Source organism: Nocardia sp. CA-128927 (assembly GCF_050955855.1).
Classification (GTDB): domain Bacteria; phylum Actinomycetota; class Actinomycetes; order Mycobacteriales; family Mycobacteriaceae; genus Nocardia.
The window spans coordinates 6,296,973-6,314,974 of the sequence record NZ_CP192087.1 but is presented as its reverse complement, the minus strand read 5'-3'; the positions used below and the strand labels follow the sequence as shown (position 1 = coordinate 6,314,974).

17 protein-coding genes are annotated in these 18,002 nt (G+C 68.3%); 5 read left to right on the top strand and 12 right to left on the bottom strand.

Annotated elements, in window-relative coordinates; translation table 11 throughout:
* Position 1: 1 nt before the first annotated feature.
* On the bottom strand, positions 2-1,615 hold the full coding sequence (locus ACQPW1_RS29370) for a nitrilase-related carbon-nitrogen hydrolase (protein ID WP_433655023.1): 1,614 nt from the start codon (positions 1,613-1,615) through the stop codon (positions 2-4).
* A 252-nt stretch (positions 1,616-1,867) separates the two neighbouring features.
* Between ACQPW1_RS29370 and ACQPW1_RS29365 the strand changes: the two genes are divergently transcribed.
* The 3 genes from ACQPW1_RS29365 to ACQPW1_RS29355 are packed head-to-tail and all read left to right on the top strand — an operon-like array spanning position 1,868 to position 4,175.
* On the top strand, positions 1,868-2,986 hold the full coding sequence (locus ACQPW1_RS29365; protein ID WP_433655022.1) for a hypothetical protein: 1,119 nt from the start codon (positions 1,868-1,870) through the stop codon (positions 2,984-2,986).
* Positions 2,983-3,576: a GPS-CTERM domain-containing protein gene (locus tag ACQPW1_RS29360; protein ID WP_433655021.1), complete on the top strand. Its 594-nt coding sequence runs from the start codon at positions 2,983-2,985 to the stop codon at positions 3,574-3,576. The genes ACQPW1_RS29365 and ACQPW1_RS29360 overlap by 4 nt, the downstream gene beginning before the upstream one ends.
* 17 nt (positions 3,577-3,593) lie before the next feature.
* Complete coding sequence (locus ACQPW1_RS29355; RefSeq protein WP_433655020.1) at positions 3,594-4,175, top strand: neocarzinostatin apoprotein domain-containing protein; 582 nt, start codon at positions 3,594-3,596, stop codon at positions 4,173-4,175.
* A 55-nt stretch (positions 4,176-4,230) separates the two neighbouring features.
* Here the strand turns inward: ACQPW1_RS29355 and ACQPW1_RS29350 are convergent, their stop codons facing one another.
* The 5 genes from ACQPW1_RS29350 to ACQPW1_RS29330 are packed head-to-tail and all read right to left on the bottom strand — an operon-like array spanning position 4,231 to position 9,923.
* Positions 4,231-5,640, bottom strand: coding sequence for an aldehyde dehydrogenase family protein (locus ACQPW1_RS29350; protein ID WP_433655019.1), 1,410 nt, complete (start codon positions 5,638-5,640; stop codon positions 4,231-4,233).
* Complete coding sequence (locus ACQPW1_RS29345; RefSeq protein WP_433655018.1) at positions 5,637-6,782, bottom strand: FAD-dependent oxidoreductase; 1,146 nt, start codon at positions 6,780-6,782, stop codon at positions 5,637-5,639. The genes ACQPW1_RS29350 and ACQPW1_RS29345 overlap by 4 nt, the downstream gene beginning before the upstream one ends.
* Positions 6,779-8,167, bottom strand: coding sequence for an aldehyde dehydrogenase family protein (locus ACQPW1_RS29340; RefSeq protein ID WP_433655017.1), 1,389 nt, complete (start codon positions 8,165-8,167; stop codon positions 6,779-6,781). The genes ACQPW1_RS29345 and ACQPW1_RS29340 overlap by 4 nt, the downstream gene beginning before the upstream one ends.
* Entirely contained in the window at positions 8,164-9,438 is a 1,275-nt protein-coding gene (locus ACQPW1_RS29335; RefSeq protein WP_433655016.1) for an acyl-CoA dehydrogenase family protein, read from the bottom strand. The genes ACQPW1_RS29340 and ACQPW1_RS29335 overlap by 4 nt, the downstream gene beginning before the upstream one ends.
* Positions 9,435-9,923 carry a flavin reductase family protein gene (locus tag ACQPW1_RS29330; protein ID WP_433655015.1) on the bottom strand — a complete coding sequence of 163 codons (489 nt, stop codon included), beginning with the start codon at positions 9,921-9,923 and terminating at the stop codon, positions 9,435-9,437. Before ACQPW1_RS29330 ends, ACQPW1_RS29335 begins: the two co-directional genes overlap by 4 nt.
* A 126-nt stretch (positions 9,924-10,049) precedes the next feature.
* Between ACQPW1_RS29330 and ACQPW1_RS29325 the strand changes: the two genes are divergently transcribed.
* Positions 10,050-10,835: an IclR family transcriptional regulator gene (locus tag ACQPW1_RS29325; protein ID WP_433655014.1), complete on the top strand. Its 786-nt coding sequence runs from the start codon at positions 10,050-10,052 to the stop codon at positions 10,833-10,835.
* Positions 10,836-10,848: 13 nt separating this feature from the next.
* On the opposite strand, the gene ACQPW1_RS29320 is transcribed toward ACQPW1_RS29325, so the two are convergent.
* The 3 genes from ACQPW1_RS29320 to ACQPW1_RS29310 are packed head-to-tail and all read right to left on the bottom strand — an operon-like array spanning position 10,849 to position 13,481.
* Entirely contained in the window at positions 10,849-11,556 is a 708-nt protein-coding gene (locus tag ACQPW1_RS29320) for a hypothetical protein (RefSeq protein WP_433655013.1), read from the bottom strand.
* A gap of 15 nt (positions 11,557-11,571) precedes the next feature.
* Positions 11,572-12,252 carry an isochorismatase family protein gene (locus tag ACQPW1_RS29315; protein ID WP_433655012.1) on the bottom strand — a complete coding sequence of 227 codons (681 nt, stop codon included), beginning with the start codon at positions 12,250-12,252 and terminating at the stop codon, positions 11,572-11,574.
* 14 nt (positions 12,253-12,266) lie between these two features.
* Positions 12,267-13,481 carry a CaiB/BaiF CoA transferase family protein gene (locus ACQPW1_RS29310; RefSeq protein ID WP_433655011.1) on the bottom strand — a complete coding sequence of 405 codons (1,215 nt, stop codon included), beginning with the start codon at positions 13,479-13,481 and terminating at the stop codon, positions 12,267-12,269.
* A 136-nt stretch (positions 13,482-13,617) separates the two neighbouring features.
* Between ACQPW1_RS29310 and ACQPW1_RS29305 the strand changes: the two genes are divergently transcribed.
* The gene (locus tag ACQPW1_RS29305) at positions 13,618-14,511 is read left to right on the top strand and encodes a hydroxymethylglutaryl-CoA lyase (RefSeq protein ID WP_433655010.1); all 894 of its coding nucleotides are present in this window, start codon (positions 13,618-13,620) and stop codon (positions 14,509-14,511) included.
* A gap of 4 nt (positions 14,512-14,515) precedes the next feature.
* Here ACQPW1_RS29305 and ACQPW1_RS29300 read toward each other — a convergent pair whose 3' ends face one another.
* From ACQPW1_RS29300 to ACQPW1_RS29290, 3 genes are read right to left on the bottom strand one after another with little or no spacing between them, the layout of a single operon-like run.
* Complete coding sequence (locus ACQPW1_RS29300; protein WP_433655009.1) at positions 14,516-15,922, bottom strand: MmgE/PrpD family protein; 1,407 nt, start codon at positions 15,920-15,922, stop codon at positions 14,516-14,518.
* Complete coding sequence (locus tag ACQPW1_RS29295) at positions 15,919-16,785, bottom strand: cyclase family protein (protein ID WP_433655008.1); 867 nt, start codon at positions 16,783-16,785, stop codon at positions 15,919-15,921. Before ACQPW1_RS29295 ends, ACQPW1_RS29300 begins: the two co-directional genes overlap by 4 nt.
* Complete coding sequence (locus ACQPW1_RS29290) at positions 16,782-17,972, bottom strand: CaiB/BaiF CoA transferase family protein (RefSeq protein WP_433655007.1); 1,191 nt, start codon at positions 17,970-17,972, stop codon at positions 16,782-16,784. Before ACQPW1_RS29290 ends, ACQPW1_RS29295 begins: the two co-directional genes overlap by 4 nt.
* Positions 17,973-18,002: the final 30 nt, after the last annotated feature.

The window sequence follows — 18,002 nt, the reverse complement described above, 5'->3', positions numbered from 1 at the left end:
GTCACTGAGCTTCTTTCGCCATGGTGTCCAGCGGCCAGGACGGTCGGTCGGCGACCAGATCGGTGCCCTTGGATACGTTGCGATGCACGGCTTCGGCGGGTCGCACGATCGCCCGCACACTCGTCGAGCCGGGGGGCACGCCGGTCACGACCGGATGGCTGATCACGCCGGTGAACGGTCCGCTCCACGCGGTCCAGAGCGTGAAATCCGGGCTGAGCGCATAGATTGCGCCGACGAGTCCGCCCGTTTCGGCAGTGCCCGCCGCCACTATGTTCAGCCTGTTTTCCGCCGACCGCTCCGCGAGTCCGAGCGGCAGTTCCCACGGTTCGGTGGGCGAGCAGGGCACCGCGACGACGTCCGCGTCCTGAACTGCGGCCAGGCGGAAGGATTCCGGAAACAGCGCGTCGTCTCCCACGACGAGGGCCAGTCTGCCCCAAGGCAACTCGAAGACGGTCAATTCGCCACCGGGGTCTGTGAGCCATGGATGGCGATTCGTCGGGTGCAGTTGTGCCTGGTGGCCGACCACTCCGTCGGCGTTGACCAGCACACCATGGTGCGCATCACCGGCACGCACGCTGAGTACCGCGTGCGCAGTCGTGTTGCGCAGTGCGCGAACGACTTCCGGAATCGGCACGGTCGCGAGTTCGGGCAGCACGATGAGGTCGACACCGTCGGCGGCGAGGGCGGCCAGTACTTCGGTGTCCGCCCCCGAAACAGCGGTCGACAGCGTCGGCGCCCCGGCCGGTGCGCGACGTACGCGCGCTGCGCCGGACAATGAGGCGTAGACCTCGGGCCTGCGTGCGGCCAGGATGTCGGTGCCGTCGCGGCGGCGCTTGTCGTCGGCCGTGGCGACATCGATATCGGCGACCACGATGGCCTCGCCGGTGACCGGTGCCATGGCGACCGGAATGCCGTCCGGGCCGACGATCTGGCTTTCGCCCGCGCCGTGCAACCGATCCGGCGGCACGCCGAGCCGGGCGGCGATCGCGGGAAGCTGCTCGGCCGGCAGGAGCGGGCCGACCTTGTTCGCCGCCACCACCCACACCCTGTTCTCGGCGGCGCGTACCGGAATGTGCAGGCTCGCCTCATCGATGGCGAACGAGTTGAGGCTGTTGAGCAGCAGCTGCGCACCGCGTAGCGCCAGCGACCGGGTGACCTCGTTGATCACGCCCTCCATGCAGGCGTACATGCCGATGCGGCCCAATGGTGTTGCGATGACCGGTGATTCGCTTTGCCCGGGATCGAGATAGTCGTTCTCCGCACCCATCAGCATCTGTTTGTCGGACTCGCCGAGCAGCTCGCCGTCGGGTCCGAACAGCAGACCGGTGCCGGTGGTGCGGCCGCCGGCGCGGGCGAGCGTGACGCCGATCTTCACGTAGAGCCGGTGTCGTCGTGCGCGCTGGGCGATCGCGGTGAGGAACGGGTCGCCGACGGTGCACGCCGTTCGGTGCGCGTGCGCGCGGTCCGCGTACCAAGATAGATGGTTACAGAATTCGGGAAGGACGACCAGTTCCGCCGCCGCGGTGGCGGCCTCGTCGATCATCCGGAGGCAGGCGTCGAGGTTGACCGCGACATCGGTTCCGGCGGCGAGCTGTGCGGCCGCGACTCGGGTCATGAACCAGGACCCTTCCACTCGAAGCTGTTTCGCAGGACATCATGTTTCGTACAACGAAACGATGTTTCCATCGTGGTCTCGATTCTGTACCCCGGCGAAGGATCTGTCCAGGGGTGGTCCGACATTTCACGCGGCCGTAATTCCCGGAAACGTCGCCTTTTTCGCTTGTCTTGACACTGGTCGGTGCCGCGGGTTCAATATGGCAATCGTGAAACTGCGTTTCCCTCAGTGGAACGCGAGTGGAGGTTGAGGATGACGAGGCATCGCGCAGGAGCGGCCGCGCTCTGTGCGATCGCGGCCGGGCCGGTAGCCGGTGGACAGCTGGTCTTGCTCGGAAAGCCGTTGGGCGGCACGATCGGCGTGCCCGGCGCGGTGGTCGGCTACATCGTGCTCACCGCCGTTGTGCTCGGTCTGCTCGCCGCGGCGCTCTGGCTGTGGCGGTTGCGGTCGTCTGCCGGAACAGCAAGTGCGTGTGGGGTTCTCGCGGGATTCGCGGTGATCGTCGCGGGCGCGGTCGACAGTGTCGTGGTGTTCACCATCGCGGTGCTCTTGGCCGGTGCGGTGACCGGGCCATTGCTGGCCGTGGGCCGGGCGCTCGCGTTCGACCTCGGGCGCGGAGGTCTGGTGCGTGTGCACGCGGCGGCCATGGTGGGGATGGCCGCCGCCGCGTGGCTTGCGGGCCGTTACTACGAGGATCCCGGCGGCGGGCTGATCATCACTGGTGCACTCACCTCCGTGCTGGGGCTGGTAACCGGGCTACTTGCGCGCTGCGGCGCCGGCGCGCTCCCGCCGGGACGCCTAGCGGCGATCGGTGTCGGCGTCCGCTCGGCGTTACCCGGGTATCTTGCGGCCGGAATCGCGATCGGCGGCGCCACGCTGCCCGCGCTGCACCTGTTGTTGTTCCGGTGGAACGAATTCGGGGCCGCGCAGTGCATGTGGTTGTCGGTCGCCGCCGCACCCGCGGTCGTCGCGATCATCGTGCCCGGGCGGCGACCGGATGCCGTGCCGGTGCTGTTGATCCTGGCGGCGGGCGGGATGGTGCTCGTCGCGACCGCGCCCGGGCCGGCGACGCTGATCATCGGTCTCGCGCTCACTCTTTCGGCGGGTACGCGGGCGGTGACGGCACTGGACGAAGGTGTGTGCCTGAGCACGGTGCGTGCCGAGCGAATTGCCGTCGCGGGCGTCACCGCCGCGGTCGCGGTGCTCTCGGGGGTGGCCGCGCTCGGAGTTGTCGATCTGCTCGGTCGGCTCATCGGCGCCGGATCCGCGCTGACCGTGTCGGCGCTCTGCGTGCTCGTCGTGGTGTGGTTGCCGGTCCGGCGCAGTGCCCGACAGCGGATGCGCGCGGCAGTCGAAAGCGGCGTGTCATGAGAATGCTCGCCGGTGCGACCCGTGCCGCCGTAGTCGGATTCCTCAGCGGATACCTGGTGGTGTCGCCGCTGACGGCCACCGCTGACGAACCGGCCGAAATCCAGGTCAGCACGACTGTCGACCTGGTCGAGGATCAACGAATAACAGTGCAGGGTAGGGGCTTTCAGGCGGGTCTCGCCGCCGTCGCGGTCGGCATGTGCAAACAGGGCTTCAGCAATGGGCTGAAGGACTGCGACTTGGACGGCGGCGCGGCCTTCGTCAATATCGGCGGCGACGGTACCTTCGGCCCGCTGACTTTGACCGCGCACCACCGATTCCACGACATCGACTGCACCGATCAGCCGTGCGTGATCGCCGCCGCGCCATTGCCCGGCACCGAACCACCCGCGATCATCGCGGCCAATTCCGCCGCGGTGTCGGTGGTTTTCGCCGGCTCGCGGCTACCGACGGCCGCTGCGGCACCCACCTCGACCGCGACAGCGCAACCCGAGGCAGACACCGAAGGGCCATCCACGGTGCTGTGGGCGGCAACCGCGGCCCTACTCGTCCTAGTCGCCGGCTCGGCGTTCGCCGATCGGCGGCGACGGTGAATCCATCAGGAGGAAGTATGAAGCACATCGCCACCAGACTCGGGATCCTCGCAGGCGTAACCGTCGCCGCGGTGTTCGGCGCAGGCCTCGCCGCGGCCGCCCCCGCATTGCAGGTGAGCCAATCCGCCGGACTGACTGCGGGGCAGGCGATCACGGTGACCCTGGACGGCCTGCCCGCGAACATGGCCGCCGTGGCGGTCGGCCAATGCAAACCGCAGATCACGGGTCCGGGGGACTGCAACTTGCCTGGTTCGATGCTCGGCGCCGCTGACGGGCAGGGCAATTGGCAACCCAACGGAGACAAGCGGTCGATCACTCTGGTGGCCAATGTCGGCGGCATCGACTGCACCGCCGCGCCCGGCGCGTGCACGATCAGCGTCACCAGCCTGACCAACGCCACCGAGATCATCGCCTCGGTTCCGCTGACCTTCGGACCAGCGGTGGAAACCCCGAAACCCACCGCGGCAAGCAGTGCGTCAGTGGACCCCGACGACTCGGACGGCAACACCGCCGCAGCGATCGGCATCGGTGTCGGCGCAGTGGTGATCATCGCAGCGGTCGTCCTCGTCGTCGCGCGCCGACGCGGACGGAACAACTGAGAGCACGGACGGCCCCGCGAACGGAGGTATCTCCGGAGGATTGCCGCGACCGCTGTCAACCAGGATAAGCGCCGGCCGGTAGACCCGCACCGCCCGCGCGAAAGGCGGCGGGTGCGTGGGTGACCGTGGTCTGGACGTATTCGAGCAGGCCTTCTTCGGCGTATTCGCGGCCGAAGCCGCTGTTCTTGGTTCCACCGAAGGGGGCGTGTAGCGACATGCCGGTGCGGTTGTGGGTGTTGATGAAGGTGAAGCCTGCTTCGATGCGGGCGGCGACGGCGAAGGCGTGTTCCTCGTCGGCCGACCAGACCGATGCCGCCAGGCCGAGTTCGGAATCGTTTGCGCGAGTGAGGACTTCGGTCTCATCGCGATAGGTGAGGATCGGGACAGCGGGGCCGAACTGTTCCAGGCGAACCAGGTCGGCGTCGTCGGGCACCCCGAGCGCGAGAACCGGGTCCAGGAAGTAGCCGTCGCTGGGCGGCGCGGCGGCGAGCGGAATGATGCGCGCGCCTCGGGTTTCGGCATCGGTGACGAGTCCGCGCACGCGTTCGGCGGCGGTGCGGGTGACCACCGGGCCCATGGTGGTGTTCCCGTCCATCGGCTCGCCGACGATCAGGATGCGTTGTGCGGCAGCAATATACGATTCGACGAACTCGGTGATCCTGGTCTCGGGTACGTATAGGCGTTTCGCGGCCATGCATACCTGACCTGCCGTGGCAAAGGAGGCGAGGACGAGTCGCTCGAAGTCGTTCGGCGTCAATGCGAAGTCGTCCAGGAAGATGGCCGGGTCGTTGCCGCCGAGTTCGAGCAGTACCGGGGTGAGCGCGCCGCCCGCGGCCGCCGCGATCGCACGTCCGGCCTGCTCGCCGCCGGTGAACGCGACCTTACGCACCAGCGGGTGAGTGACCAGCGCCCGTCCGGTATCCGCGCCGCCGTGCAAAACCGTTGTCGCGGGCAAGAGTTCGGCCGCCGCGGACACGGTGAGCGGCGCCAGCGGGGACGGTTTCAGGATCACCGAGTTCCCCCCGGCGAGCGCGGGCCCGAGCTTGAGCATCGAGAGGATGATGGGCGCGTTCCACGGCGTGATCGCGGCGACCACGCCGAACGCTCGCCGCGCCGGTGTGATTCGGCCCTGTGCATCGTCGGTGCCGCGAAGGTGCAGGACTTCGGCCGCGTGATCGCGGACCCAGCGCAGATAGGTTGCGGCGAAACCGATTTCACCGCGGCAGTCGGAAACCGGTTTGCCGGATTCGCGCGCCAGCAGCGCGGCCAGCTCGATCTTGCGGGCATCGAGTGCGTCCGCGGCGCGGCCGAGTACGGCGAGCCGAGTCGCGACCGGCTGTCGCGACCACTCGTGAAAGTCCCGGTGCGCGTTGCGCACTGCGGCGTCGACCGCTTCCGGCGGCGTCGGGTTCACCGTGCCGACGATCTCGCGCGGGTGGGCGGGGTTCTCCCGCTCGATGCTCACGGCCGCGGTCCGAGCGAGTCGAGCAGGCAGGCCCGACGCAGATACGCGCGGGCGGCGGCGGGGTCGGCGGCCAGCGCCCGCAACTGCTCGCGCTGGCTGCCGTCGGTTCCGCGCAGCCGGTTCCAGTTGTCATGGCTGGTCCGTTGCACGTGGTCGACCGCGACGGTACGGCGCTGTGCCGCAACCTCGTCGAGCCGTCCGTCCGGGGCGCCGCCGAGGATATCGGCCAGCGCGGTCGCGAACTGGACGGCGTCGTGGATGCCGCTGTTCATCCCCATTCCGCCGAGCGGGTTGTTGAGGTGTGCGGCGTCGCCCGCCAGCAGGACCCGGCCGTGCCGGAATCGTCCGGCGACTCGCTGATGCACCCGATACAGCGAGGCGTGCGCTATGTTCCACGGCCTACCCAAATCGGCGACCGCGTCCAAACGTTGTGGCAGTCTGCGCGATTCGTACTCGTCGTCGGTGTCGGCGGGAGTCGGCAGCAGCACCCGCCAATGGTGCGGGGTGCGCAGCAGCACCAGCCATTCGTCCGGGTCGAAAATGTAGTTGATCGGCGCGATGCCGGGCAGCGCGCGCTCCAGATCCTCCTCGACCGAGGCCACCAGGAACCGCTCCGGATAGGTGCTGCCATCGAAGGCGACGCCCAAACCGTGCCGGACCGCGGAGTGCGCACCGTCCGCGCCGATCACCCAGTCCGCATGAATCGGGCCCATGCCAGTGCTCAGCACCACTGAATCGTCGGTGTGGCGCAATCCGTTCACCCCGCAGCCGAAGCGCACATCGGCGGTAGCGAGGGCGTCCAGCAGGATCGGGGTGAGCTTGCTCTGCTCGCATTGCACCCGGAACGGGAACGGGGTGTCCTGGCTCAGCACGGCGAGATCGAGGGTGGCGATCTCGCCGCCGCGACGGTCGCGGTACTGAAAGGTCGACGCGACGATTCCCTTGTGCAGCAGCGTATCCAGGACGCCGAGGTCGCGCAGCATCTCCAGGGTCGGCGGATGGAACGTGGAAGCCCGCGACTCGGTGGCGAGCTCGTCGCCCTGTTCGAGCACGGTGACCGGAATCCCGCGACGAGCCAGGGTCAGTGCGGCGGTGAGTCCGACCGGCCCGGCGCCGACCACCACGATCGCCGGGGTAGTCATGAGGTGTGCAGTGCGAAGCGGCCCTCGACGCCGACGACGCGGGCGCCGGTGAAGAAGCGCAGTGTCTCGGCCGTGCCCTCCTCGCCGAGTCCGGACAGCCCCCAGGCGGGTCGTGGGGTCATCAGGTGCAGGCTCATGATCGAAGAACCGTTCACCTTCACCTCCCCGGCGCGGATCCGGCGCGCGACGCCGAGCGCTTGTTGTTCGTCGGCGCCGCAGACGTAGCCTTCCAATCCATAAGGGACCGCGTTGGCCAGTGCCACCGCTTCCCCGATGTCGGCATAGGTGACGACGCCGGCCACCGGGCCGAAGACCTCCGCGGTCAGGTCGCTGTCCAGAAGTGTTGGGGCGAGATAGTTTCCGGTCTCCGGCATGCTGCCGAAGCTGCGCGCCTCGCGGCCATCGAACGAAGCCCGCACGGTCTGCACATGTTTCGCGTGCAGCAGTGGTCCGAACTCGGTCAGCGGATCCATCGGTGCCCCGACCCGTAGCGCCGCGAGCCGCTTTCCGATCCCCTCGACCAGATCGCCCGCGCGCTCCGCCGGCAGGATCAATCTGCCCAGGGCGCGACACCATTGGCCGTTCAACGTGGTCAGCAGTTCGGCGGCGATCCGAGTGGCGGTGTCGAAATCGGCGTCGGGCAGCACCACCAGCGGATTGTTCCCGCCGAGTTCGAGCTGACACGGACGGAAGAGCGCGGCCGAGGCGGTCGCGATCGAGCGTCCGCCGGTGAGTCCGCCGGTGAACGAGACCGCCTTGATCCGGGGCGAGGCGGCCAGCTGCGCGCCGACCTGCGCTCCGCCCTGCACCAGCTGGAACATTCCCGCGGGCACGTGCTCGGCTATTGCCTCGGCCAGCACCACCGAACTGTAGGGCGCCAGTTCGCTGACTTTCAGGATCACCGGGCAGCCCGCGGCGAGGGCGTTGGCCACTTTGTGCGCGGCCATGGGCGCGGGCGCGTTCCACGGAACCAGGCACAGTGCCGGGCCGAGCGGTAGCCGATGCACTTCGACGCCGTCCTGGTCCTGGCGCAGTGCTCCGGCGCGGAGTTGTTCGGCCGCGAGCCGGAACGAGCCGGACACGATCGCGGCCAGCGGAACCGTTTGGCTGATAGGTACACCGGTTGCGCGGGCGTCCAGTTCCGCGATCCGTGGCAACCGCGCGTCCAGATCGGCGGCAATCGCGTCGAGCATGGTCGCATCGATCCGGCCGGCGGCGGCTTCGGCGACCGCGAGCGCACGCTCGACGCGGTCGGCTGCCGTGGCGACTGCTCGGGCGACAGGTCGGCTGGTGGCCGGATCCTGCAGTGCAACACCGAGATCGATGTCCGGCGCGCCCCATTCGTCGTCGATCAGGTCGGTGATCGCGGGTAGGTCGGTGCTCATCGGTCCGCGCTCGCCGGTGCGGTGGCGAACAACTCGTTCGCCTTGGCGTCGGTGACGATGCGGGCGACTTCGAGCATGCCGCGCTCGGCGGGGAAGGTCATCACCAAGCCCATCGCCAGGTCCCGCAGCGCCCGGCCCGCGACTCCGCTCATCGCCGCGGCGGAGGTCCCGCCGGCTTTGAACGCGCCGAGTGCGACCTGAAAGCAGGCTTCGGTGACCGCGCCTTTGCCCAGACGCCACTGGGTGAACACCTCGGGCTTGGGTTTGATCGGCGGTTGGGCGGTCTCGATTGTCAGCTGATAGCGCAACCACAGGTATGCGGTCTGCAACTGCTTGGTCATCTCACCGATGAGCACCTGATGTACCGGCGAGGAAGCGATCGGGTCGCCGGTGTCTGCGAAGGTCTTCGTGGTGGTCGCGGCCAGCGTCTCGTCGTAGACGTGCTGCGCGCACCCGGTGTAGACCGCCGCGATGGCGAGCTGGTTACCGACGAAACTGCCTCTGCTCATGGTGAGCATCTTGGTGAACGCGCCCGGCACTGCCAATGCTTCATCATCCGGGATGAACACCTCGTCCAGGCGGATGCCGTTGTTGGCGGTGGCGCGCATCCCGAGTCCGTCCCACGGGGCGCGCACCCCGACGCCGGGCGCATCCCGGGGGACGAAGAAGGTCGCGAGCCCTTCCGCGGTGTCGTATCCGTCGAGTTTGGCCGAGGTGAGATAGAAGTCGGCGACACCGGTCGCGCAGCCGAATGACTTCTCGCCCTGCAACATCCAGCCGCCGTCGACCTTGCGTGCGGTAGTGGCGATGGTGATGTTCGCGGCGGCGGTCTTGACCGCCTCGGAGGCGAAGTTCGCCAGCCAGCTGCCCTCGGCCATCCGGGTGAGCACCTTCTCGGCGAAGGCGCGCACGACCGGAATCTCGTCGTCGGCGAACAGTCCGGCGTCGATCGCCTCCAGCGGAAGCAGCCCGCGCGAGGCGCTGGTGTTGTGGAAGAAGAACGCCAGCGCGGTAGAGGGGCAGGCGGTGCCCATGGCGAACGTGGCCGCGGCCAGATCGCGGAGAGTGCCGCCCAGTCCGCCGAACTTCTCCGGCACCACCAGCCCGAGCAGGCCCGCGTCGCGGAGCAGCCCGACATGGCTGGGTGGAAAGACGCCGAGCCGATCGGCTTCCTCGGCGGCCGCGCGCAGCGCGGGTAGCACCGCGTCGACCCGTTGGGCGCGTTCGCGTTCGGCGTCGGTCATGTCCTCGACGAGTCGTTCACCGATCATCGGACTATCCCCTCGTGGTACGTGCGGTCGTGATAGATGAGTGGCGCGATGGGCCGCGGGGTGGCGGCGTCCTGCACCGCACCGACGATGATGGTGTGGTCACCGGCCAGGTAGCAGGCGGTGAGGGCGCAATCGAGCCAGGCGACGGCGTCGGTGAGGACGGCGGCGCCGGTATGTGCGGTGTCCCACTGTCCGGTGGCGAAGCGATCCGTCGCCGCGTTCCAGACGGTGGACGCGAAACGCCGGCCGATGTGTTCCTGATCGCGCCCGAGTACGTTGGCCGCGAAAATGCCACTCGCACGGATCATTCGGCACGTCGTGCTGGTGGAAACCAGGCATATCGAGATCAGCGGCGGATCCAGCGCCACACTGGTGAACGAGCTTGCCGTCATGCCGTGCCTGCCACCATCCGACCGGACCGTGGTGACTACCACGACGCCGCTGGCCCACTGCGCCAATACCGCGCGGAGATGATTGGGTTCCACCGCTGTTCCGTTTCGATAGTGGAAACACTGTTACGCACAAGGTAACGCCCGGCGTGGGGTCGGCGCAAGCGAACCGGGATGGCGATGGTGTTTCCCATCGGGAAATCCACCGCTTACACTCGGGGCGTGTCCGAAACCGAGTCCGACAACCAGAGCCGGTCGATCGCCGCGGTCGAACGAGCCATGGACGTGCTGTTGTTGTTCGGCCGCAGCGGCCGGGCCGATCTCGGCGTCACCGAGATCGCCACCGAGCTGGGCATCACCAAGGCCGCGGTGCACCGCATCCTCACCGCGCTGCGCAATCGCGACCTCATCGCGTTCGAACCCGCCACGCGCCGTTACGCGCTCGGGCATGCCGCCATCGCGCTCGGCCGGGCGTACCTGGCGCGCACCGACCTTCGGGTGATGGCCGCACCGGAGCTGCGCAGGCTGGCCGCGGTGACGGGGGAGACCGCCACGCTCTCGATCCGACGCGGCGACACCCGCATGTACGTGGATCAGGTTGTGCCGGAACAGGAATTGCGGATGGAGGTCGCACTCGGGGTGCCGTATCCGCTGTACGCGGGCAGCTCCTCCAAGGTGATCCTGGCGCTGCTGCGCAAGGACGAGATCGACGAGTACCTGGGCCGGCACGAGTTGACCGCGTTCACCGACGCGACGATCACCTCGGTGCGTAAGTTGCGCACCGAGCTGAACGCCACCAAGAAACGTGGTTACGCGATTTCGCTGGGGGAGCGGCAGATCGGGGCAGCCTCCATTGCCGCGCCTATCCTCGACCACGACGGCGGCGTCGTGGCCGCGATCAGCGTGTGCGGGCCGCTGTCGCGTTTCCAGCCACGGATGGACGAGTGTGTCCCCATGCTGCTGAAGGCGGCGGGAGCGGTATCTGCTCAGTTGGGTTACACGCCATAACCGTTGCGAGGACTCACAATTGCGCCCCGGGCTTGAGCACGCCCAGCGCCGCTGCGGCGAGCACGCTGCCCCAGATCAGCCACACGTACGGTAGGCAGCCGTCGACGCTGCGCCGCAGGGTGCGCTCGACAGGATCGCTGGAGCCTTCGGTCATCAGGGTGCCGAACGCGGGCCCGAAGGGGCGCAACGTCATTCGGATACCGAGTCCAGCCGAAACGGCGACCGTGTACAGCAGGATCTTGGCACCGAGCCAGCGTGGGTTGGTCGTCACACCGAACGGGTCTTGGGCCAGCAGGGCGTAGCCGCCGGTACCGGCCAGCACGGTGATGACCGCGAATCTGATGAGGAGATCGGCTCGCCGTACCGCGGCGCGCCGTCCGTGCGTGCGGTGGGTGAGCACGGTCAGCGTCAGCCATCCGGCGCCGAAGATCCACACCAGGACAACGAACCACCAAGGGAGCAAGTCGATTCCGAACACAGTCGCACCGTGCGGCTGCAATGCCATCAGCGTGACGCCGCTGGGCAGGAACAGGACGAGGCAGACCTTGGGTCCGAGATCCAGGCCGCTCATGATCGCCAGCGCCGTCGCGCGGGCCGAGGCGCTGAGCTCGGGATCGATCACGAACCGGCTGGAATAGAACACGCCGAGATCGCCGCCGAGCCAGAACACGAACAGCACCAGATGCAGCACGATCCACCAACCGTGCGGGTGTTGACCCATGGAATCCTCTTGTCGTTAAGTGAGTTCCGCGTCGGCCGCGGTCTCGGAAGTCGGTGGTGCGTGGTCGTCGACGGCGGCCGAGCGCAAGACCGCGAGGGCTTCGGCCAGACTCAGCACGTCGGCGTACTTGATGTCCAGATCGAGCAGGCTGGCCTCGTGCAGTGGGGCGGCGCGATCGCCGCAGGCGTCGGCGACGACCAGCGGCCGGAAACCGTGCTGCAGCGCGTCGGTAGCGGAGGCGCGCACGCATCCGCTGGTGGTGAGGCCGACGATGACGAGGGTGTCGATGCGCGCGGCGGTCAGCGTCGCGGCAAGCGGTGTGGCGTGAAAAGCGCTGGCGTACTGCTTGGTGATCACCGTGTCGCCGGGTGCCGGGGCGGGGTCGTTGAGGAAGTCGCCGAGGGGGTTATCAGCCTCGAATACCCGCAGCGCCGGCACCTTGCGGCGGAAGAGCCCGCCGTCGGGGCCGCCGGGCTCGAAGCGGACCCGGGTGAAGATCACCGGCAGGCCGGAATACCTTGCCTGTGAAACAATTTCGGCGGCGGCCCGCACGGCGGCATCGACGGGCGCGCGCAGCGGCGAGCCGTCGGTGAGATAGGCCGCGCAGATGTCGACCACCAGAACGGCGGGGGAGCGTCCCGCGCCGAGGCGGGCGCTGTAGCCGGAACGGCGGTAGTCGGCGGCGCGCTCGGTCATCGGTGCTCCGCTCCTCAGATGACGCCGTCGGCGGCGAGCTGTTCGAGGTCGTCCGGGTCGAGGCCGAGCAGTCCGCCGTAGACGTGCTGGTTGTGCTCGCCGAGTTCGGGGCCGGGATGCCGGACGGCTCCGGGGGTTTCGCTCAGCTTCGGGAACACGTTGTGCATCGGCAGTTCGCCGAACTCCGGGTGGGCGAGCCGGACAATCGCCTCGCGGGCGGCGAAATGCGGGTCGGCGAACATGTCTCGCGCGGTGAAGATGCGGCCGGCGGGCACGCCCGCGGTGTGGAGTCGATCGAGCAGCCGGTCGGTCTCGATGGTCGCGGTCCACGCGCCGATCAGTTCATCGAGCTCGGCCATCCGCGCGCCGCGGGCGATGTGGGTGGAATACCTTGCGTCGCCGGCGAGTTCGGGGCGGCCCATGGCCTCGGCCAGCCGGGCGAAGACGGTGTCCTGGTTGGCGGCGACCAGGATCATCTCGCCGCCCGCCGTGGGATAGACATTGCTGGGCGCGACATTCGGCAGCACCGGTCCGGTGCGTTCGCGCTGATATCCGGTGATCGCCCATTCGGGCAGTAGCGATTCCATCATGGCCAGCACCGCTTCGTAGATCGCCGAGTCCACCATTTGGCCGCGTCCGGTATTCGCCCGATGGTGCACCGCGGCGAGAGTGCCGATGGTGGCGAACACCGCGGCGAGCGAGTCGCCCAGAGAGATACCCGTTCTGGCCGGTGCATGGCCGGGATCGCCTGTGACATAACGTATTCCGCCCATCGCCTCGCCGATCGAGCCATATCCGGCACGCGGTGCGTAGGGACCGGTCTGGCCGTATCCGGTCACGCGCGTCATGATCAGTCCGGGATGATCGGCGCGCAGCCGGTCGAATCCGAGACCCCAGCGTTCCATCGTGCCGGGCCGGAAGTTCTCGATGACGATGTCGGCGTGCTCGATCAGCTGCCGTGCCAGTCGTTGCCCGGCGGCTTCGCGAAGGTTGCAGGTCACCGATTTCTTGTTCCTGGCCACCACCGGCCACCACAGCGACTTGCCTTGCGACTGGTCGCGACCCCACTGCCGCATCGGATCACCGGTTCCCGGGGGTTCCAGCTTGATCACCTCGGCGCCGAGGTCGCCGAGCAACTGACCGCAGAACGGGCCGGCGAGCAGCTGCCCCATCTCGACGACCCGCAGATCGGCAAGCGGCCCTGTCGATTTCGTCGATTCGGCTGCCATGTCGCAGTCTCCATCCTGTTGCGCACCCGGACGCTCGTGTCGATTTCGCGAGGGGCGGATCACGATCGCCGGAATTGGATACAATGTATCCCTGAGTGGAACAAAGTGGCAAGGTGGGTCGCACCGTGGAGGGCAAGTGAAGGTCACGTTGGTCGAGGTCGCGCCGCGGGACGGCCTGCAGAACGAACCGGAGATCGTGTCGGCGGAGGACAAGATCCGGCTGGTGCAACGCTCCGTCGACGCCGGTTTGCGCCGGATCGAGGCGGTCAGCTTCGTCGATCCGCGGCGAGTGCCGCAAATGGCGGACGCGGAGGCGGTCATGGCCGCTGTGCCGCGGATCGATGGAGTGTCCTATGCGGGCCTGGTATTCAATGACCGAGGCTTGGACCGGGCACTGGAAGCGGGCGTCGATGAGATCAATGTTGTTGTGGTGGCTACGGATTCGTTCAGCATGCGTAATCAAGGATGCTCGACCGCGCAGGGAATCGAGCGTTGGGCGACGTTGGCGGCGAGGGCACGGGAAGCGGGGCTGTTCCGCACAGTGACGATCGCGGCGGCATTCGGCTGCCCGTTCACCGGGGAAGTCCCCGAAGCTACTGTGCTGGAACTGATCCGCCGCGTCGCCGAGGCCGAACCCGACGAGCTCGCGTTGGCCGACACGATCGGCGTCGGCACACCGGATCGGGTGCGGGCGCTGGCGGCCGGTGCGGCGCGAATCGCGCCGGACGTAACCCTGCGATGCCATTTCCACAACACGCGAAATACCGGCTACGCCAATGCCGTTGCGGCGCTCGAGGCCGGAGTTCGCGTGCTCGATGCCAGCACCGGCGGCATCGGCGGGTGCCCCTTCGCGCCGGCCGCGACCGGCAATATCGCCACCGAGGACGTCCTGTACGCCCTGGATCGGATGGGCGTGCAGACCGGTGTACGGATCGAGCCGGTGCTCGAAACCGGTCTGTGGCTGGGCGAATTGCTCGGCAAACCGGTGCCCGCGCTGCTCGGCCGGGCCGGTCTGTTCCCGCCTCGCTGACCGATCAGGTCCGTAGCAGTGACATCAGCCCGACGAGGTCTGGTTGTTCGGCGAGATCGAGCACCAGTCCGGTGATCCGGTCGATGCGGCTCCCGGACAACACCTGCTCGGTGTTCAGGCGGAACTTGGCGGCGAGCTCGTCGGCGGACAGCGGATTTCCCGGACCGCCGCGGTTCACCTCCACTCGTTCGGTGCGCACGCGCCCGTCGCGCAGCCATGCGGTGAGCACCGCCGGGAACTGATGCGGGAATATGGCGTCGCACCGAGCGTCCGCGACGCAGGTGACGCGGCCCGCCAAGGCAAGCCGTTCCGGGGCGGCTGCCGCGGTGTCGGTGAAGTCCTGATGGAATACGCCGAGACCACCGCCGCCGAGCAGTGCGGCTGCAACGGTGTACGGACCGGAAAATGCCGCGTGGTAACCGGATTTCGGGTGCACCTTGTCCGCATGCGGTTCGCCGATGGTGCGCAGCACGACGGTCGGTGCGCCGAGTTCGAGACGATCGATGTCCTCGGCGGCGATGCCTTTGGCCCGTAATCGAAGCGCCGCGTCGATGCCCGCGTGCGTGAAGTGGTTGCAGGGATAGGGTTTGAAGAACACCGTCGGCAACTCCCACCGCGCACCGAGGCCGTCGAGAATCGCGGCCGGATTGCTCTGCTCACCGCAGAAGGCCTGGAGCAGGCCGAATCTCCCCTCGAACACGGTCGGCGGTCCGGTCAGCCCGGCGCACGCGAGCTCGGCCGCGACGACCGCGGCATGCGCGGCCCACCCGCAGTGCACCCGTTTCACAGTTCCACCGGTTCGATTGGCCTCCAGCAGTCCCGAACCCATACTCGCCGCGATGCCGAGCGCGTGCCCGACAACCGTCGCATCGGCGCCGGCCAGCATCGCGGCCGCCGCGGCACCGCCGAGCGTGCCGCAGATGGCGGTCGCGTGCAGTCCGCGTTCGAAGAAGATCGAATTGCCCAGTGCCGTGTCATAACCCGCCATACCGACCCGGACGGCTATCTCCACCCCCACCGCGACGGCATCGAGCAGGGCCGCGCCGCCGGCGCTGCGGGCCTCGGCGACGGCGAGGGCGGCCGGGACCACGGTCGCCGACGGATGCAATACCGACGGCAGGTGTGTGTCGTCGAAATCCAAGGCGTGCGCCAGGGTTCCACCGAGTAGTGCCGCGCTCGCGGCAGGCCATCGCCCCGGTAGCCCGAGTGCCGTCGACCGTGGTCTGCCACCCCACTCCTCGACCAGCGTCGCCACCGCGCGTGCGGCCGTTGTGTCGAGCGCGGCCACGCTGTTGCCCAGCACATCGAGGATTCGTCGTGCGGCGTCGGCGCGTAGCTCGTCGTCGAGGCCACTGTCGCGGGCGGACGCGGCGAAGGCGGCCAGCCGCTGCACGATCGTCGGCTGGCTCATCGACTCACCGCCGCGAGCGGTCGAACCGGCGAGCCGGTGCCGCCGACTATGCGCAACGGGGCGAGCAGAAAGGCGAATTCGCTGATCCCGCTCGCGGCGAGGTCTTCGAGCGCGAGATGTTCGATGATGTAGATGCCGAATTCGACCAGTAGAACTCGGTGCACGGGTAACACGCGGTGCCCGGTTCCAGGCGGAATGCACTCGTAGGCAGTGGTATCCGAACCGGTGGCGATCACGTCGCGAACGGCCAGCCAGTGCGCCGCCTGGACACCGAGTCCCGGCACGCCGGTTTCGGTGCCCAGGTATGCATGCGGATCATCGAACAGCCGCGACCAGCCCGTCCGAATGAGCACGACATCGCCTGCTCGCACCCTGACTCGCGCCTGCCTGGCCGCCGACTCCAGATCGTGTGGAGTGATCTCGTAACCGCCAGGGAGCGTGTCGATCTCGCGCAACCGGGCGATATCGAGCAGCAGGCCGCGACGCAGCAGGCCCGGCAGGTGCTCGGCGCCGTGCGTGCTGAACCCGCCGCCCCGCTGCGCCTTCTGCGCATCGATCCCGCCGTGCAACGCGCCGTTGTGGCTGACGTGGCTGAGTGCGTCGATGTGGGTGCCGACATGCCCGCCGGTGACGATGATCTCGTTCGCGGCCGAACCGCCGTCCGGGCGGACCGTGTCACCGTGCCTGCGCGCCAGGGTCATTCGGAAGCCGGGATGATTCGGTGAGCACGGCATGCCGGTGAAGAAGGGCTGACCCAACTCGATCAGCTGTAGGTTGCCGCGGACCGCGGTGATCAACGGATCGCTCTCGGCGGCAGCGTGTTCGGGTGCGGTCCGCTCCGGGGTGGGCTCGGTACTGCTCATCGAATCACTCCGGCGGATCGTAGCTCGGCGAGCCCGGCCTGATCGACGCCGTAGCGTTCGAGTACTTCGTCAGTATGGGCTCCCAAAGGGGGTCCGGTCCAACGTATTTCGCCCGGAGTGTCCGATAGTCGGAACAAGATGTTCTGCATGCGCACCTGGCCGAGCTCGGCATCGGGCAGGGCGATGATCGAGCCGAGGGCCCGGAACTGCGGATCGGTGAATACGTCGGCGGCTGTGTAGATCGGCGCTACCGCGGCCTCGGCCTGCTCGAACGCGGTCAGCACTTCCTCGGTGCTGTGCCGGCCGATCCAGCCACCGACCGCGGCATCCAATTCATCAGCGTGCGTTGCCCGTTCGGCACCGGTGGCGAACCAGGGTTGGTCGATCAGATCGGGGCGTCCCACCAGCCACAGCACCCGCTCGGCCACCGATTGCGCGCTGGTCGAGACCGCGACCCAACCGCCGTCGGCGGTGCGATAGGTGTTGCGTGGGGCGTTGTTCGCGGATCGGTTGCCCATGCGTGGTTGTAGTTCGCCGAGTTGGTCGTAGGCGATGATCTGCGGACCGAGCAGGGTGAGAATCGGTTCGATGATGGCGAGATCGATCTGCTGCCCGGTGCCGTCGCGTTCCCGCGCTCGCAAGGCCGTCATGATCGCGAAAGCCGTTGTCAGTGCCGCGATTCCGTCGGCGAGGCCGAACGGCGGCAGGGTCGGCGGGCCGTCCGGTTCGCCGGTCACGGCCGCGAATCCGCTCATCGCCTCGGCCAAGGTGCCGAAGCCGGGACGCCGGGCGTACGGTCCGAACTGGCCGAATCCGGTGACCCTGGCCAGGATCAGCCGCGGATTGAGCGCGCGCAGTTCGGGATAGCCCAGGCCCCATCGTTCCAGGGTTCCCGGGCGGAAGTTCTCGATCACGACGTCGGCGTCGGCGACCATGCGCCGGAAGATCTCCTGGCCGCGCGCTTCGCCGAGATACAGCGTCACCGACTTCTTGCCGCGGCCGAGCAGCTTCCACCACAGTCCGACCCCGGCACGCTGGGCGCCATGACCGCGCACCGGGTCGCCGCCAGGGTGTTCGATCTTGACGACCTCGGCGCCGAAGTCGGCCAGCAGCGTGGCCGCCAGCGGGCCGGCGAACAGGGTCGCGATGTCGAGTACTCGGATTCCGGCCAGCGGTTGCGGCACCATCGGTCCTCCCTTGCGCCGCAATCTGTTTCC

What these genes read in the sequence shown, in the direction of transcription:
- ACQPW1_RS29310 (WP_433655011.1), bottom strand. Translation starts at nt 13,481, where the DNA reads ATGGCAGCCGAATCGACGAAATCGACAGGGCCGCTTGCCGATCTGCGG.
- ACQPW1_RS29290 (WP_433655007.1), bottom strand. Translation starts at nt 17,972, where the DNA reads ATGGTGCCGCAACCGCTGGCCGGAATCCGAGTACTCGACATCGCGACC.
- ACQPW1_RS29320 (WP_433655013.1), bottom strand. Translation starts at nt 11,556, where the DNA reads ATGGGTCAACACCCGCACGGTTGGTGGATCGTGCTGCATCTGGTGCTG.
- ACQPW1_RS29315 (WP_433655012.1), bottom strand. Translation starts at nt 12,252, where the DNA reads ATGACCGAGCGCGCCGCCGACTACCGCCGTTCCGGCTACAGCGCCCGC.
- ACQPW1_RS29365 (WP_433655022.1), top strand. Translation starts at nt 1,868, where the DNA reads ATGACGAGGCATCGCGCAGGAGCGGCCGCGCTCTGTGCGATCGCGGCC.
- ACQPW1_RS29355 (WP_433655020.1), top strand. Translation starts at nt 3,594, where the DNA reads ATGAAGCACATCGCCACCAGACTCGGGATCCTCGCAGGCGTAACCGTC.
- ACQPW1_RS29345 (WP_433655018.1), bottom strand. Translation starts at nt 6,782, where the DNA reads ATGACTACCCCGGCGATCGTGGTGGTCGGCGCCGGGCCGGTCGGACTC.
- ACQPW1_RS29360 (WP_433655021.1), top strand. Translation starts at nt 2,983, where the DNA reads ATGAGAATGCTCGCCGGTGCGACCCGTGCCGCCGTAGTCGGATTCCTC.
- ACQPW1_RS29370 (WP_433655023.1), bottom strand. Translation starts at nt 1,615, where the DNA reads ATGACCCGAGTCGCGGCCGCACAGCTCGCCGCCGGAACCGATGTCGCG.
- ACQPW1_RS29340 (WP_433655017.1), bottom strand. Translation starts at nt 8,167, where the DNA reads ATGAGCACCGACCTACCCGCGATCACCGACCTGATCGACGACGAATGG.
- ACQPW1_RS29295 (WP_433655008.1), bottom strand. Translation starts at nt 16,785, where the DNA reads ATGAGCAGTACCGAGCCCACCCCGGAGCGGACCGCACCCGAACACGCT.
- ACQPW1_RS29335 (WP_433655016.1), bottom strand. Translation starts at nt 9,438, where the DNA reads ATGATCGGTGAACGACTCGTCGAGGACATGACCGACGCCGAACGCGAA.
- ACQPW1_RS29300 (WP_433655009.1), bottom strand. Translation starts at nt 15,922, where the DNA reads ATGAGCCAGCCGACGATCGTGCAGCGGCTGGCCGCCTTCGCCGCGTCC.